Source organism: Streptomyces sp. NPDC053426, assembly GCF_055585405.1.
The window spans coordinates 1-14,260 of the sequence record NZ_JBVJKE010000016.1 but is presented as its reverse complement, the minus strand read 5'-3'; the positions used below and the strand labels follow the sequence as shown (position 1 = coordinate 14,260).

General features: G+C 71.8%; 9 protein-coding genes. 7 read left to right on the top strand and 2 right to left on the bottom strand.

From position 1 onward, the window contains the following. Nucleotides 1–18: 18 nt before the first annotated feature. Both ACZ62B_RS28685 and ACZ62B_RS28680 read right to left on the bottom strand, forming a co-directional pair. Nucleotides 19–1,389 carry an extracellular solute-binding protein gene (locus ACZ62B_RS28685; protein ID WP_468887014.1) on the bottom strand — a complete coding sequence of 457 codons (1,371 nt, stop codon included), beginning with the start codon at nucleotides 1,387–1,389 and terminating at the stop codon, nucleotides 19–21. Between the two features lie 108 nt (nucleotides 1,390–1,497). After that, a complete protein-coding gene (locus tag ACZ62B_RS28680) occupies nucleotides 1,498–3,324 on the bottom strand; it encodes a glycoside hydrolase family 2 protein (protein WP_344562423.1) in 1,827 nt (608 codons plus the stop codon). Nucleotides 3,325–3,501: 177 nt separating this feature from the next. On the opposite strand from ACZ62B_RS28680, the gene ACZ62B_RS28675 reads away from it, so the two are divergent. From ACZ62B_RS28675 to ACZ62B_RS28645, 7 genes are all read left to right on the top strand, one after another. After that, nucleotides 3,502–4,515 (top strand): LacI family DNA-binding transcriptional regulator, encoded by a 1,014-nt coding sequence (locus tag ACZ62B_RS28675; RefSeq protein ID WP_344562425.1) that lies wholly within the window; start codon nucleotides 3,502–3,504, stop codon nucleotides 4,513–4,515. A gap of 349 nt (nucleotides 4,516–4,864) precedes the next feature. Continuing rightward, a complete protein-coding gene (locus tag ACZ62B_RS28670; protein WP_344562427.1) occupies nucleotides 4,865–5,896 on the top strand; it encodes a LacI family DNA-binding transcriptional regulator in 1,032 nt (343 codons plus the stop codon). Between the two features lie 1,019 nt (nucleotides 5,897–6,915). After that, the gene (locus tag ACZ62B_RS28665; protein WP_344562429.1) at nucleotides 6,916–8,013 is read left to right on the top strand and encodes an ABC transporter substrate-binding protein; all 1,098 of its coding nucleotides are present in this window, start codon (nucleotides 6,916–6,918) and stop codon (nucleotides 8,011–8,013) included. 66 nt (nucleotides 8,014–8,079) lie between these two features. Beyond that, complete coding sequence (locus ACZ62B_RS28660; protein WP_469692614.1) at nucleotides 8,080–9,639, top strand: sugar ABC transporter ATP-binding protein; 1,560 nt, start codon at nucleotides 8,080–8,082, stop codon at nucleotides 9,637–9,639. Further along, nucleotides 9,632–10,594, top strand: coding sequence for an ABC transporter permease (locus tag ACZ62B_RS28655; RefSeq protein ID WP_344562433.1), 963 nt, complete (start codon nucleotides 9,632–9,634; stop codon nucleotides 10,592–10,594). Before ACZ62B_RS28660 ends, ACZ62B_RS28655 begins: the two co-directional genes overlap by 8 nt. Next, the gene (locus tag ACZ62B_RS28650) at nucleotides 10,591–11,628 is read left to right on the top strand and encodes an ABC transporter permease (RefSeq protein ID WP_344562437.1); all 1,038 of its coding nucleotides are present in this window, start codon (nucleotides 10,591–10,593) and stop codon (nucleotides 11,626–11,628) included. The genes ACZ62B_RS28655 and ACZ62B_RS28650 overlap by 4 nt, the downstream gene beginning before the upstream one ends. A gap of 131 nt (nucleotides 11,629–11,759) precedes the next feature. Further along, nucleotides 11,760–14,123, top strand: coding sequence for an AbfB domain-containing protein (locus tag ACZ62B_RS28645; protein WP_469692611.1), 2,364 nt, complete (start codon nucleotides 11,760–11,762; stop codon nucleotides 14,121–14,123). Nucleotides 14,124–14,260 lie beyond the last annotated feature (137 nt).

The following is a 14,260-nucleotide window of genomic DNA, read 5'->3' as shown; positions in this document are numbered from 1 at the left end:
TGCCTCCTTCGCGGCGGCTCAGGCCGGGCTGGGCTTGGAGAGGGCGGTGTTGATCCGCTCGACCATGGCGCGGGCGGCCCGGTCGGGCGCCAGGCCGTCGAGCATGGACTGCTGGAGCACCTGCGACATGGAGTTCTGGAAGTCGGATCCGGCTCCGGCGAACCAGACGGCGGGGTCGAGCACCACGTGGTCGGCCGCCGCCGCGTACCGTGCCTGCGGCTCCAGCCGTGCGTAGGCCTCGGTACGGGTCACCGGCTGGTACGCCGGGATGTGACCGGCCTTGGCCCAGGTCTGGCCGGCCTTGAGGATGGCGGCCACCGCCTGGTGGGTGCGCCTGCGGTGTGCCTCGTCGGGGTCGGGGCGGCGCGGCAGTACGAAGGAGTGGGAGTCGGCGTAGACGGCGGGGGTGCCGAACACCGTGGGGAAGGGCGCCGCCCCGATCTCCGGGTCGGCGGCCCGGAAGGTGCCGAGTTCCCACTCGCCGGAGAGGATCATGGCGCTCTGGCCGTTGGTGAAGTTGGCGAGGGCCGCCGGGTAGTCGAGGCGGTGCGGGTTGGCGCGGCCGTCGACCAGTTTCCGCATGAAGGCGATGACCTCGGTCATCGCGTCGACGTTCGCCGTGACGGTGCCGCCGACGGGCAGGTCGAAGTCGTTCCCGGTCTGCCGGTAGAGCCCGTAGAACAGCCGCCAGCCCTGCGCCGTGTCGTTGACGTAGCCGAAGGCGATTCCCTGCCCGCCGGACGCCTTGGCCAGTTCCCGGCCGGCTTCGAGGAACCGCTCGGGGCCGGCGAAGGCGTCCTGGTCGAGGCTTCCGTCGCCGGTCAGCAGTCCGGCCTCGCGGACGGGGTCCGGGTGGTAGAAGACGATGAACGGGTGGGTGTCCAGCGGTATGGCGAACGTCCGGCCCCGGTACTGGGTGCGGCTCCACACGGCGTCGGCGAAGTCCTCCTCGCGGACGCCGAATTCGGCCAGCAGGCCGGTGTCCCAGGGGTCGAGCAGTCCGAGCGGCGCGTATCCCGCCAGGCGTGACATGTGGGAGACGGCGACGTCCGGGCCGCGCCCGCCGGCCGAGGCCATGGCGAGCTTGGTGTAGTAGGGCGTGCCCCATTCCAGCACGGTCCGCTCGACGCGGGTGCCGGGCATGTCGGACCCCGCCGTGCCGATCAGTTCGTCGAGCAGGGCGCCGTCGGCGCCGCTGAACAGGTCCCACATGCGTACGGTGCGCGGGTCCGACGAGGCCGCGGCGGAACCGCAGCCGGCGAGGACCCCGCCGCCGAGGAGTACGGCGGCGGAGGCCAGCGAGGCGCGGAGCAGACCGCGTCGGGACGGCGCGGCGCGGTTTCCTCGCGGCCCGGCGGAGGCGGCCCGTGGGCCAGGCAGGTCGACCATGGCACTACCTTTCTCTACATCGATGTACATCGCCGCCGGACGCTGCGGACGACATGCCGTGGGGAGGGCCCCGGTTCCGGTCGTCCGCCGGGCCGGGTGCGGCGGACGTCAGCCGGTGGATTCGCAGGCGGCCGTGCGCTGCTGGACGCGCCGCAGTACGGCGGTGTCGAACTTCTCGGCGCGGTCGAAGCCGTAGACGCCGTTGCGCTCCTGGAAGACGTCGGTGAGCTGCGTGTAGCAGTAGCCGAACATGTCCGGGTCGTCGAGCAGGACGTCCACGAGGCCGGTGAAGCGGGCCAGGAACTCCTCGGTGCTGCGCGGCCGTTCGCCGTACCCCCACGAGGTTCCCCGCTCGTCGCCGGCGGCGGTCGCGGCGACGGCCGCGTCCCACCAGATGCCGCCGAACTCGCTGCAGAAGTAGGGCTGCCCGCGGTAGGGGACGGACCAGTCGCGGCCGTCGGGGCCGGTGTTGACGTACGGGCGGTCCTCGGCGAGTCCGGCCATGGCCTCGGCGAAGGCCCGCGGGTCCTGCTCGTAGCAGTGCGAGTCGTAGACGTCGGTCTCCGCCACGCGGTGGGCGTAGCCGGAGGCGTCGATCACCGGGCGGCTGGGGTCGGCCTGCTTGGTGGCCAGGAACATCGCCCGCGTCACGTCGTCGAGCTGGGTGATCCGGTCGTGCAGGTTCTGGTACGTCTCGTTCAGCGGGCACCAGCCGATGATCGACGGGTGGGAGTGGTCGCGTTCCAGGGCTTCCAGCCACTGGGCGACGTAAGCGGCGTCGGGGCGCTGGTTGTCGTCGCGTACGCCGGTCTCGCAGCCCCAGTCGCCGAACTCGCCCCACACCAGGTAGCCGAGCCGGTCGGCGTGGTGGAGGTAGCGCTCCTCGAACACCTTCTGGTGCAGCCGGGCCCCGTTGAAACCGGCCCGCAGGCCCAGTTCGATGTCGCGCACGAGGTCGGCGTCGGTGGGGGCGGTCATCAGGCCGTCCGGGTAGTAGCCCTGGTCGAGCACCAGCCGCTGGAACACCGGCTCGCCGTTGATCAGCACCCGCTTGCCGTGGACGGCGACCGAGCGCAGTCCGGCGTACGACGTCGCCTCGTCGACGATTCCGCCGGCCGCGTCGACGAGCTGGAGGCGCAGGTCGTACAGGTGCGGGTCGGCCGGCGACCAGGTGCGCAGCCGGTCCTCGGGCACGGTCAGCACCAGCCGGGGGCACAGGTCGAGGTCGGCGCGGGCGGAGGCGGACACGACCTCGCCGCGCTCGTCCGCGAGGACCGCCCGCACCCGGTGGCCCGGCAGGTTGCCGGTGACCGGGAGGTCGATGTGGAAGGAGCCCGAGCCCAGGTCGGGGGTGATCCGCGGGCGCTTGAGGCGGGCCGTGGCCGGCACCGGTTCGAGCCACACCGTCTGCCAGATCCCGGTGGTCCGGGTGTAGTGGCAGTGGGTGTTGGCGTACCAGGTGGCCTGCTTGCCGCGGGCCTGCGGGCCGTGCCGGGTGTCGCGGGCGCGGACCACGATCACGGCCTCCTCGCCGGGCGCGGCCACCCCGCGCAGTTCCGCGGTGAAGGGGGTGAAGCCGCCGCGGTGGCGGGCCACCTCGGTGCCGTTGACCCAGACGGTGGCGTCGTGGTCCACCGCTCCGAAGTGCAGCAGTACGTCGTTGCCGGACCACTCGGCCGGGATCGTGACCGTACGCCGGTACCAGACGGCCTCCATGAAGTCCGTGTCGCCGATTCCCGACAGTTCGGACTCGGGGCAGAAGGGCACGAGGATCTCGCCCGCGAGGTCGCGGTCGCGCAGTCCGCGCTCCAGTCCGCTGTCCCCGCGGTCCGTCTCGAACTGCCAGCGGCCGTTGAGGTTCAGCCAGGCCTCGCGGACGAACTGGGGCCGGGGGTGCTCCGGACGCGGGACGTCCAGGGGCAGGGGCGTGCTCATGCTGCTCCTCATCAGTGCAGGTGCGCTGTGTACGGGGTCATGCGACCATACGATTACATCGATGTAAATGGCGGCGGCGGAAAGTTTTCGACGGAACGGTTCACGCCGCCCGCGGCCCGGTCCGGCGGAGCTGCCGTTACGATCCCGACAGGCAGCGGGAGGGACGAGAAGGGAAGCATGGGCAGGCCCAGGATCAAGGACGTCGCGGAGTACGCCGGCGTCTCGGCGAAGACCGTGTCGAACGTCCTCAACGACTACGAGCACGTCTCCGAGCGGACCCGGACGGCGGTGCGGGAGGCCATCGACGCGCTCGGCTACCGGGTCAACATCGCCGGACGGCAGCTCCGCCGGGGCCGTACGGGCATGATCGCGCTGGCCGTGCCGGACCTGGACGTCGCCTATTTCGCCGAGCTGGCCCGGCACGTCATGGCGGAGACCGAACGCCGGGGCAGCACCACGCTGCTGGTCGAGACCGGCGGACGGCACGAGAAGGAACTGGCCGCGGTGCGCGGGTTCGACGCCCAGTTCACCGACGGCGTCATCCTCTCGCCGCTCGCCCTGCGCCCCCGCGACCTGGCCGATCGTGACACCCGGCTGCCGCTGGTGCTGCTGGGCGAGTGCAATCTGCCCGGCAGCGCCGACCATGTCGCGATCGACAACGTGACGGCGGCGCGCGAGGCGACCGAGCACCTGCTGTCGCGGGGCCGCCGGCGCATCGCGGTGATCGGCGGTGATCTGCACGGGTCGCGGAACACCGGCCGGCTGCGCACGGTCGGCCACCAGGAGGCCCTGGCCGCGGCCGGGGTGGCACTGCCGGACGAACTGGTCCTTCCCGTGCCCGCGTTCCGCTGGGCCGACGGGGCCGCCGCCGCCCGCACCCTCATGCGGCTGCCGGAGCGGCCGGACGCGTTGCTCTGCCTCAACGACCACCTGGCGCTGGGCGCGGTGCGGGCCCTGCACGAGGACGGCTGGTCGGTGCCGAAGGACCTCGACGTGGTCGGGTTCGACGACATCGAGGCCACCCGGTTCAGCATCCCCACCGTCACCACCGTCGCCCCGGACAAGCGGGGCATCGCGCGACGGGCGGTGGAGCTGTTGCTGGACCGTATCGACGCGGACGGGCCGGGCGGGCCGGCGGTCGACGAGACGGCGGGGCATCGGCTGATCGTGCGGGAGAGTTCGGGAGGTTGAGGGCGTCGGTCCGGGCCTGGCCGGTTCGGTCCGGGCGACGGCCCGTCCGCCCGTGGGCACGGGGCTCGCGTCCGGGAGTGGTCCGACGGATGCGCCGACGGCGTCCGGTGGACGGCGCGGGTCCTCCGGGACGACACTTCCCGTGACGGCCCCGGCACCGGCGCCCGGGAGCCCTCCGGTGCGGTCCGTGGGGCCGTTCTCGACACGCCCCCGTTCACGCCTTGTCAGTGTCACGGCGCGACATGTATAACGTTGTAAAACTTGAGCCCAGCGGCTCGGCGCACGGCTCATGGTGACGGCGCGTATCCGCACCGACCAACCGGGTCGGGCCGCTCACGAAGGGATTGCCGTGCGGGTCAGCCTCAAGGACGTCGCCGCGCACGCGGGGGTCTCCATCAAGACCGTCTCCAACGTGGTGAACAACTACCAGCACGTCACCCCGGCCATGCGCGAGCGTGTCCAGCGGTCCATCGACGCGCTCGGTTACCGGCCCAACCTCGCCGCCAGGCATCTGCGGAAGGGGCGTACGGGCATCATCGCGCTCGCCCTGCCCGAACTCGGGAACCCCTACTTCGCCGAACTGGCCGCCTCCGTCATCGACGCCGCGTCCGAGCACGACTACATCGTGCTGCTCGACCACACCGGGGGCATGCGGGAGCAGGAGCTGCTGGTGAGCCAGGGCTTCCGGGCCCGGGTCATCGACGGACTCATCCTCAGCCCCATCGAGCTGGAGACCGAGGACCTGCGCGACCGCGCCCAGGACGTGCCGCTGGTGCTGCTCGGCGAGCGGGACTACGACCTGCCGTACGACCACATCGCCATCGACAACGTGGCCGCGGCCCGCGCCGCCGTCCGGCACCTGATCGGTCTGGGGCGCCGGGAGGTGGCGTTCATCGGGGCCCGGCGCGGACGCAGCGAGCCCGCGCAACTGCGGGTGCGCGGCTGGCGCGAGGAACTGACCGCCGCGGGACTGCCGGCCGACGAGGGGCTCGTCGCCGCCACCGACGGCTGGGGACACGCCGACGGGGCGCTGGCCATGAACCACATCCTCGACAGCGGCCGGCGGCCCGACGCGGTGTTCGCCTACAACGACCCGATGGCGATCGGGGCGATGCGGGTGCTGCACGAGCGGGGGCTGCGGGTGCCGGAGGACATCGCCGTCGTCGGCTTCGACGACGTGATCGAGGGACGCTTCGGGGCGGTGACGCTCACGTCCGTGTCGCCGGACAAGGCCGCCATCGGGCGGCTGGCGGTGGAGTCGGTACTGGCCCGCCTCAACGACCGGGCGCCGGAGCCGCGCCGGATCTGGGCGGATTACCGACTCGCCGAGCGGGAGAGCACGTTGGGACGGCCCGCGGCCGGGAAGGTCACGGACGTCTGACGTACCGGGCGCGCCACTGGCGGTGCCCGCGGCTTCGGGACGAACCCTGTGCCGGGGGCACGACGGCGCGTGTGCCTGCGCGTCGACGGCGCTCGCGACACGCCTGCGGCAGTGCCGTCGGGGCGTCCGACACGCCGGAGCCCTTGAGCGGGGGCGCGCCCTGACACACCGAAACTCTTGAACGGGGGCGCGCCCTGACACGCCGAATTCCCTGAGCGAGGACGCTCCTTGACACGCCGACCGCCGGGCGGAAACACCGCGGCGGCGCTCGCGGAGGCGGGACCGGCCCGCGCTTGAACGCGCCTACGGCGCCGTCGCACGCCGGGGGCAGGTCGAGTGAACGCGTCGGCACGCGACACGCCTGCGGAGCCGGCGCGCCTTGCGTGCCTCTGAGCGGCCGACACACCGGAGTGCGCCCAGGCCGGGGCAAGTTGGGTGCCCTCGGTGGGTGTGGGGGGCTGCGCGGCCCGGCCTGGCGTGTGCGGGGTGCCGTCGCGCCCGCCCGTGCCGCTGGGGGTACTTCCCAGACCCTTAGAGGTCCTGGAGGGGGCACGGCTGCCCGCGGTCGGCGGCGGGGACGGAGGTACCGCGGGAGTCCGTTGCCGTCCGTGCGAGTGTGCAAGTCGGCGGCCGGTACCGCTGGTTCGACGGGCCGGGTCCACCACTGGGCTGCCGGGCCCGGAGGCCGGTCTCCCCCAGCACACGCGCCGCACGCCGACGGTGCCTCGTGGGCGTGGGGGCGGAGCCCGGACTCCCCATGCGTCGACGGCACTTCACGGCGCACGGGGCAAGCGCTTGCCGGGGTGGGTGGTGGTCCGGACGGCGCGGGAGCGGGCCGTCACCCGGCCCGCTCCGTTCGCTTCGCACCTTGTGCACAAGGGGTTTACAGCATCCTTCCAACGATGTAAAACCTCCTTGCGGCGCACCGGACGCCGCTTTGCACAGGGGGAGCAGCACCATGTCTGCGCGTCCTTCGGCTCCCCAGTTCCCTTTTCAGCGTCACCCGGATCGGGGTCACCATGCAGCGCACCACTCACCGTTCTCACCTTCTCGCCCGTCCCGTGGTCGTGGCCTTGGCCGCCGCCGTGGCCCTGACCGTCACCTCCTGCGCCAAGTCGGAGGACGACGCGTCGGACAGCAAGAAGTCCCCGGCGGCCGCCGCCGACGCCGAGCAGAAGGTCGTCACGCCGAAGCCGGGCAGCGAGACCTGCACCATCGACGCCTACGGCGGCGAGAAGATCGACCTGAAGGACGCCACGGTCGGCTTCTCCCAGTCGGAGAAGGAGGCCAACCCGTTCCGCATCGCGGAGACGCAGTCCATCAAGGACGAGGCGGCCAAGAGAGGCGTCGAACTGCTCACCGCCAACGCCCAGTCGCAGTTCTCCAAGCAGATCAGCGACGTCCAGACCCTGCTCGCCAAGGGCGTCGACCTGCTGGTGATCGCCCCGCTCAACTCCGACGGCTGGGACCCGGTGCTGCAGGCCGCCGCCGCGAAGAAGGTCCCGATCGTCACCATCGACCGCAAGATCAACGCCACCCCCTGCAAGGACTACGTCTCCTTCATCGCCTCGGACTTCGTCGAGCAGGGACGCCGCGCCGCCGACCAGATGATCGAGGCCACCGGCGGCAAGGGCGAGGTCGCCATCCTGCTGGGCTCGGCCGGGAACAACGTCACCACCGAGCGCACCAAGGGCTTCAAGGAGCGGGTCGCCGAGAAGGCCCCCGACCTGAAGGTCGTCTTCGAGCAGACCGGTGACTTCACCCGTGAGAAGGGCCAGCAGGTCACCGAGCAGCTCATCCAGTCCAACCCCGGCATCAAGGGCATCTACGCGGAGAACGACGAGATGGGCCTGGGCGCGGTCGCCGCGCTGAAGGGCGCCGGCAAGAAGGCCGGCGACGTCGAGATCATCACGGTCGACGGTACGCGCAACGCCGTCCAGGGCGTCGTCGACGGCTGGATCAGCGGCGTCATCGAGTCCAACCCGAGGTTCGGCCCGCTGGCGTTCCAGACGCTGGACGACTTCACCCAGGGCAAGGAAGTCCCCCAGGACATCGTGATCCAGGACAGCGCCTACGACGCCGGCAACGCCGAGCAGGACCTCGGCAAGGCCTACTGATCCGCTCCGGGGCCCGGTCTCCGGGCCCCTGTCCGTCCGTCACCCCATTTCTTCCTGGAGGCACAGGTGGCTCCCCCCGCCGAAGTCCTCGCCGTCCGCGGACTGAGCAAGTCCTTCCCCGGCGTCCGGGCCCTGGACGACGTGGACCTGACCCTGCACCCCGGTGAGGTCCACGCCCTGATCGGCGAGAACGGCGCCGGCAAGTCGACCCTCATCAAACTCCTCACCGGGGTCTACCGGCCCGACGCCGGTGACATCGTTTTCCAGGGCCGTGACGTCTCCTTCGCCACCCCGCTGGAGGCGCAGAAGGCCGGGATCTCGACCATCTACCAAGAGGTCAACCTCATCCCGCTGCTGAGCGTGGCCCGCAACCTCTTCCTGGGCCGCGAACCGCGCACCCGTCTCGGCCTGCTGGACTTCGCCCGCATGAACCGGGAGGCCGAGGAGGCGCTGAGCGCCCACGGCGTCCGGGTGGACGTCCGCCGGCCGTTGCGCACCCTCGGTGTCGGCGCGCAGCAGATGGTCGCCCTGGCGCGTGCCGTGGCGAGCGAGGCCCGGATCGTCATCATGGACGAGCCGACCTCGTCCCTGGAACCGCGGGAGGTCGAGACGCTGTTCTCGGTCATCCGCCGGCTGCGCGACGAGGGCATCGCCGTCGTCTACGTCAGCCACCGTCTCGACGAGCTGTACGCCGTGTGCGACACGGTGACCGTGCTGCGCGACGGCCGTCGCGTGCACCACGGGCGCCTCGCCGACCTCGACCGGCTCTCCCTGGTGTCGACCATGCTGGGCCGGGAGCTGGGCGAGGTCCGCCAGGAGGGCCTGACGAAGTTCACCGGCGACCACCACGCCGCCGACAGCTGGCCCGTGCTGGAGGCCCGCGAACTGACGGTGCCGCACAAGCTGCGCGAGGTGTCGGTGAGCATCCGTCCCGGCGAGGTCGTCGGTCTCGGCGGGCTGCTCGGCTCCGGACGCACCGAGACCGCGAAGGCCATCTCCGGTGCCCTCGGCACGAGTTCGGGCAGTGTGACGGTGGCCGGGGTCCCGTTGCGCGGCGGCTCCACCCCGGCCGCCATCCGGGCGGGCATCAGTCTGCTGCCGGAGGACCGCAAGAGCGAGGGCATCGTGCCCGGTCTGTCGGTGCGCGAGAACATCTCGCTGGCGGTCCTGCCCCGGCTCTCCCGCTTCGGCCTGGTCTCCGAGGCGCGCGTCGACAGCATCGTGGACACCTTCATCGAGCGGCTGCGCATCAAGGCGTCCTCGCCGCAGCAGAAGGTCGGTGAACTCTCCGGCGGCAACCAGCAGAAGGTGCTGCTCGCCCGCTGGCTGGCGATGAACCCCAAGGTCCTGCTCCTGGACGAGCCCACCCGGGGCATCGACGTCGGGGCCAAGGCCGAGGTGCAGAAACTCGTGGACGAACTGGCCGCGGACGGCCTGGGCGTCCTGCTCATCTCCTCCGACCTGGAGGAACTGATCGAAGGGTCCGACCGCGTGGTCGTACTGAAGGACGGTGCGGTCGTCGGCGAGCTGACCGGCGACGAGGTCACCGAGGACAAGCTGATGCGGACCATCGCCGGGCACGCCCCGGACCGGGACGCGGTCGAGGAGGCGGCCACCGATGGCTGAAGCCGCCCTCAAGACCGTCCCGCTGGACAAGGCCCGTGTCCTGCAGTGGCTGCAGACGTACGGCGTCTACGCCGGCGTGGCGCTGCTGCTGGTCGTCAACATCGTCGTCACGCCGCACTTCCTGTCCGCGGAGAACTTCCGCACCCAGGCCGTGCAGGTCGCCCCCGTCATCATCGTGGCGCTCGGCATGGCCCTGGTCATCGGCACCGAGGGCGTCGACCTCTCGGTCGGTGCCGTGATGGCGCTGGCGGCCTCCGTGACGGCCCTCTACCTCGGCTACGGACTCGTGCCGGCGCTGCTCGTGGTGGCGGTGTTCGCCGCGGCCGTCGGACTGGCCAACGGGGCGCTGGTCGCGTTCGTCGGGGTGCAGCCGATCGTGGCGACGCTGGCGCTCATGGTCGGCGGCCGGGGCCTCGCCCTGGTGCTGCTGCCGCAACTGGAGGACCTGCGCAACCCGGCACTGGCCTCCCTGGGCTCGGGCGACGTGCTGGGCATCCCGTATCTGATCCTGATCGCCGCCGTGCTGGCGCTGCTGGTGGCCTTCGTCGTCCGCCGCACCACCTTCGGACGGCAGCTCCTCGCCATCGGCGACAGCCGTCCCGCGGCGCAGCTCGCCGGGCTGCCGGTGCGCCGCGTGCTGATCCTGGTGTACGTCGTCTGCGCGCTGCTCGCCGCCGTGGCGGGCGTCCTCGCCACCGCGCGGCTCCAGGCCAGCGATCCGACGTCGCTGGGCAACCTGATGGAGCTGTCCGCCATCACCGCCGTCGTGGTCGGCGGGACACCGCTGACCGGCGGCCGGGTGAACATCGCCGGCACCGTGGCGGGAGCCGTCCTCATCCAGTTGCTCACCGCCACCCTCATCAAGCACGATCTGCCGCCCTCCTGGACCCAGATCGCGCAGGCCATAGTGATCGTCGCCGCGGTCTACGCGGCACGGGGACGGGGGAAGCGATGACCGCCACGAAGACGGACGCCCCGGTGAGCGCGACGAACGACGGGACACCGCCGGCGGCCGGTGAGCCCGTGGGGTCCGCGCGCTCCGAGCGGGTGAGCGCGCTGGTCCAGCAGCACGGCGCGCTGGCGGTGCTGCTGGTCGTCTCCCTGGTGGCGTCGTTCAGCTTCGACTCCTTCGCCACCGGGGACAACATCGGCAACATGGCGACGAGTTCGGCGTTCCTGGCGATCGTCGCGCTCGGCATGACCTTCGTGATCATCACCGGGGGCATCGACCTGTCGGTCGGCTCGCTGTTCGCGCTGGGCGGGGTCCTGGCGGCCTGGGGGTCCCAGTACGGCACGCTGGTGGCACTGCTGCTGCCGCTGGTGGTGTGCGGGGCGATCGGTGTCGTCAACGGGCTGCTGGTGGCCCGCTCCCGGCTGGCGCCGTTCATCGTCACCCTGGCCGCCATGCTCGGCGCGCGCGGTCTGATGCTGGCGCTCACCGACGAGGGCGCCGACACGTACCTGATCGGCAAGGGTTCGTTCCTGGCGGAACTCGGACAGGGCACGACCTTCGGTCTGGGCAATCCCGTGTGGATCACGCTGGCGCTGTTCGTGGCCGGGGCCGTCGTGCTGCGCCGTACGCGCTTCGGACAGCATGTGTACGCGATCGGCGGCAACGAGGACGCGGCGGCGCTGATGGGCGCCCCGGTGGCCCGCACCAAGATCCTCGTCTACACCCTGTCCGGGGTGCTGGCGGGACTGGCCGGCGCGCTCAACGCGGCCTGGCTCGCCTCCGGGGTGACCATTCTCGGCAACGGCATGGAGCTGGACGCCATCGCCGCCGTCGTCATCGGCGGCACCCTGCTCACCGGCGGGCTCGGCTACGTCAGCGGCTCGCTGGTCGGTGTGCTGCTGCTCAGGGTGATCCAGAACGTCATCAACCAGGTCGGCTCCCTGGACTCCTCCTACCAGCAGGTCGTCAGCGGCGCCTTCCTGGCCGTCGTCGTCGTCGCCCAGACCTGGCTGGGCCGCCGACGGCAACTGATGTGAGGCTCCGGACGCGGCGGCGGGCCACCGACGACTCCCGCCGCGTCCGGTACCGGCGGCCGGTCACGCTCCATCGCGCGACCGGCCGCTTCCGCACGCGCACGTCTCCCACCCCCACTTCCCGAGGAGTGACGATGCGTCGAACATCCGCACCACCGTTTCCCGTTCCCCGCTCCGGACGGCGGGCGCACTGGGTCACCACCCTGCTGGCGGTGCTGACCCTGCTCGCCGGAACGGCCCTCGGCGTCTCCGGCACCGCGGCGGCGGCGCCCCGGGCGTGGACCCCGAAGCCCGCGCCGATGACCACCCCGTGGACCGGTCAGGTTCCGGTCGACGACCCGCTGCCCGAGTACCCGCGTCCGCAGCTCACCCGGCCCGACTGGGCGAATCTCAACGGCATCTGGGACTTCGCCGTCACCTCGGCGGACGCCGGCCGGCCCGCCTCGTTCGGCGAGCGGATCCGGGTGCCCTTCGTGGCCGAGTCCGCGCTCTCGGGCATCCAGCGCAGGATCACCCAGAACGACAAGCTCTGGTACAAGCGCGCCTTCACGGTTCCGTCGGGCTGGAACGGCCGCCGCGTCCAGCTCAACTTCGGTGCCAGTGACTGGCGTACGACCGTGTGGGTCAACGACCGGCAGGCCGGTGCCCCCCACAGCGGCGGCTACGACTCGTTCTCCTACGACATCACCGACCTGCTGAACGGCGGCACGAACACCGTCGTCGTCTCCGTGTGGGACCCCACACAGACCGGCGGTCAGGCGGTCGGCAAGCAGCGGATCAACGATGTGACGCCCCATCCGGGTGGTGGCATCTTCTACACCGCCGCCTCCGGCATCTGGCAGACCGTGTGGCTCGAACCCACAGCGTCCGCGCACATCACCCGCCTCGACATGGTGCCCGACCTCAGTGACAACCGTCTCAAGGTCACCGTGCGGGGCGCCGGGACCGACGGCCACCGGGCCCGTGTCACCGTCTCCACCGGCGGCACCACGGTCGGCACCGCCACCGGCCCGGTCGGCGGTGAGTTCACCGTTCCGGTCCCGGACCCGCACCGGTGGAGCCCGGACGATCCCTTCCTGTACGACGTGAGGGCGGAGTTGCTGTCCGGCGGCACGGCGGTCGACTCCGTCGGCAGCTACACCGGCATGCGCTCCATCGGTCTCGCGCGGGTCGACGGGCTGCTGCGCCCGGTGCTGAACGGGGAGTTCGTCTTCCAGACGGGCACCCTGGACCAGGGCTACTGGCCGGACGGCATCTACACCGCCCCGACCGACGCCGCCCTCCGGTACGACCTGCAGAAGCACAAGGACCTCGGCTTCAACATGGTGCGCAAGCACATCAAGGTCGAGCCTCAGCGCTGGTTCTACTGGGCCGACCGGCTCGGTCTGCTGGTGTGGCAGGACATGCCCTCCATGGACCTGCGCACCCCCGACGCCGCCGCGCGCACCCAGTGGGAGGCCGAGTACGACCGTGTCATCGACCAGCACCGCAGCTCCCCGTCGCTGGTGATGTGGGTCAACCAGAACGAGGGCTGGGGCCAGTACGACCAGGCGCGCATCGCCGACGAGGTCGAGGCGTACGACCCGTCCCGGCTGGTGAACAACATGAGCGGGGTCAACTGCTGCGGGGCCGTGGACGGCGGCAACGGTGATGTGGTCGACCACCATGTCTACGTGGGTCCCGGCACCACGGTGCCCAGCGCCACCCGCGCCGCCGTCCTCGGCGAGTTCGGCGGACTCGGTTTCGAGGTGGCCGGCCACGAGTGGTACCCCGGCGGCGGCTTCAGCTACGAGGACCAGCCCGACCTCGCGCATCTGAACAACCGGTTCGTCGGCCTGCTGGACGGCATCCGCGAGGTCCGTATGCCGCGAGGGCTGTCCGCATCGGTCTACACCGAGATCACCGACGTCGAGAACGAGGCCAACGGCCTGCTCACCTACGACCGTCAGGTGGTCAAGGTCGACGAGGCCAGGGTCAGGGCCGCCAACCGGGCCCTGATCGACGCGTCCCGCTCACCGGCCGCGCCCGTGACCCTGCCCACCGGTCAGTACGAGTCCCTGCGGGTGACGACCACCGGCCACACCGACCGCTATGTGCGGCACCAGGACGGCGCCGTGTTCACCGCGGTCGTGACCGGCGGCAGCGACGCGCTGCTGAAGAACGACGCCACGTGGAGGATCGTGCCCGGTCTGGCCGACGGCACGTGTTACTCCTTCGAGTCGCGGAACTACCCGGGCGAGTATCTGCGCCACCGCGAGTACCGCGTGTACAAGGAGGGCGGCAGCGGTGACCTGTTCCGTGCCGACGCCACCTTCTGCCCGGTCCGGGGCGTGAACGGCGGGGTGAGGCTGTCCGCCCACAACTTCCCCGAGCAGTATCTGCGCCACTACGGCGCCGAGTTGTGGCTGGCCACCCCGGGCGGAACCCACACCTGGGACAACCCCGCCCTCTTCACCGAGGACACCACCTGGACGGTGGAGGCCCCCTGGGCCCCCTGACGCCATGAAGGGCGGGGTGGGGGGGGGGGGGGGGGGGGGGGGGGGGGGGGGGGGGGACGGGGGGGGGGGGGGGGGGGGGGGGGGGGGGGGGGGGGGGGGGGGGGGGGGGGGGGCGGTCCCCCCCCCCCCCCCCCCCT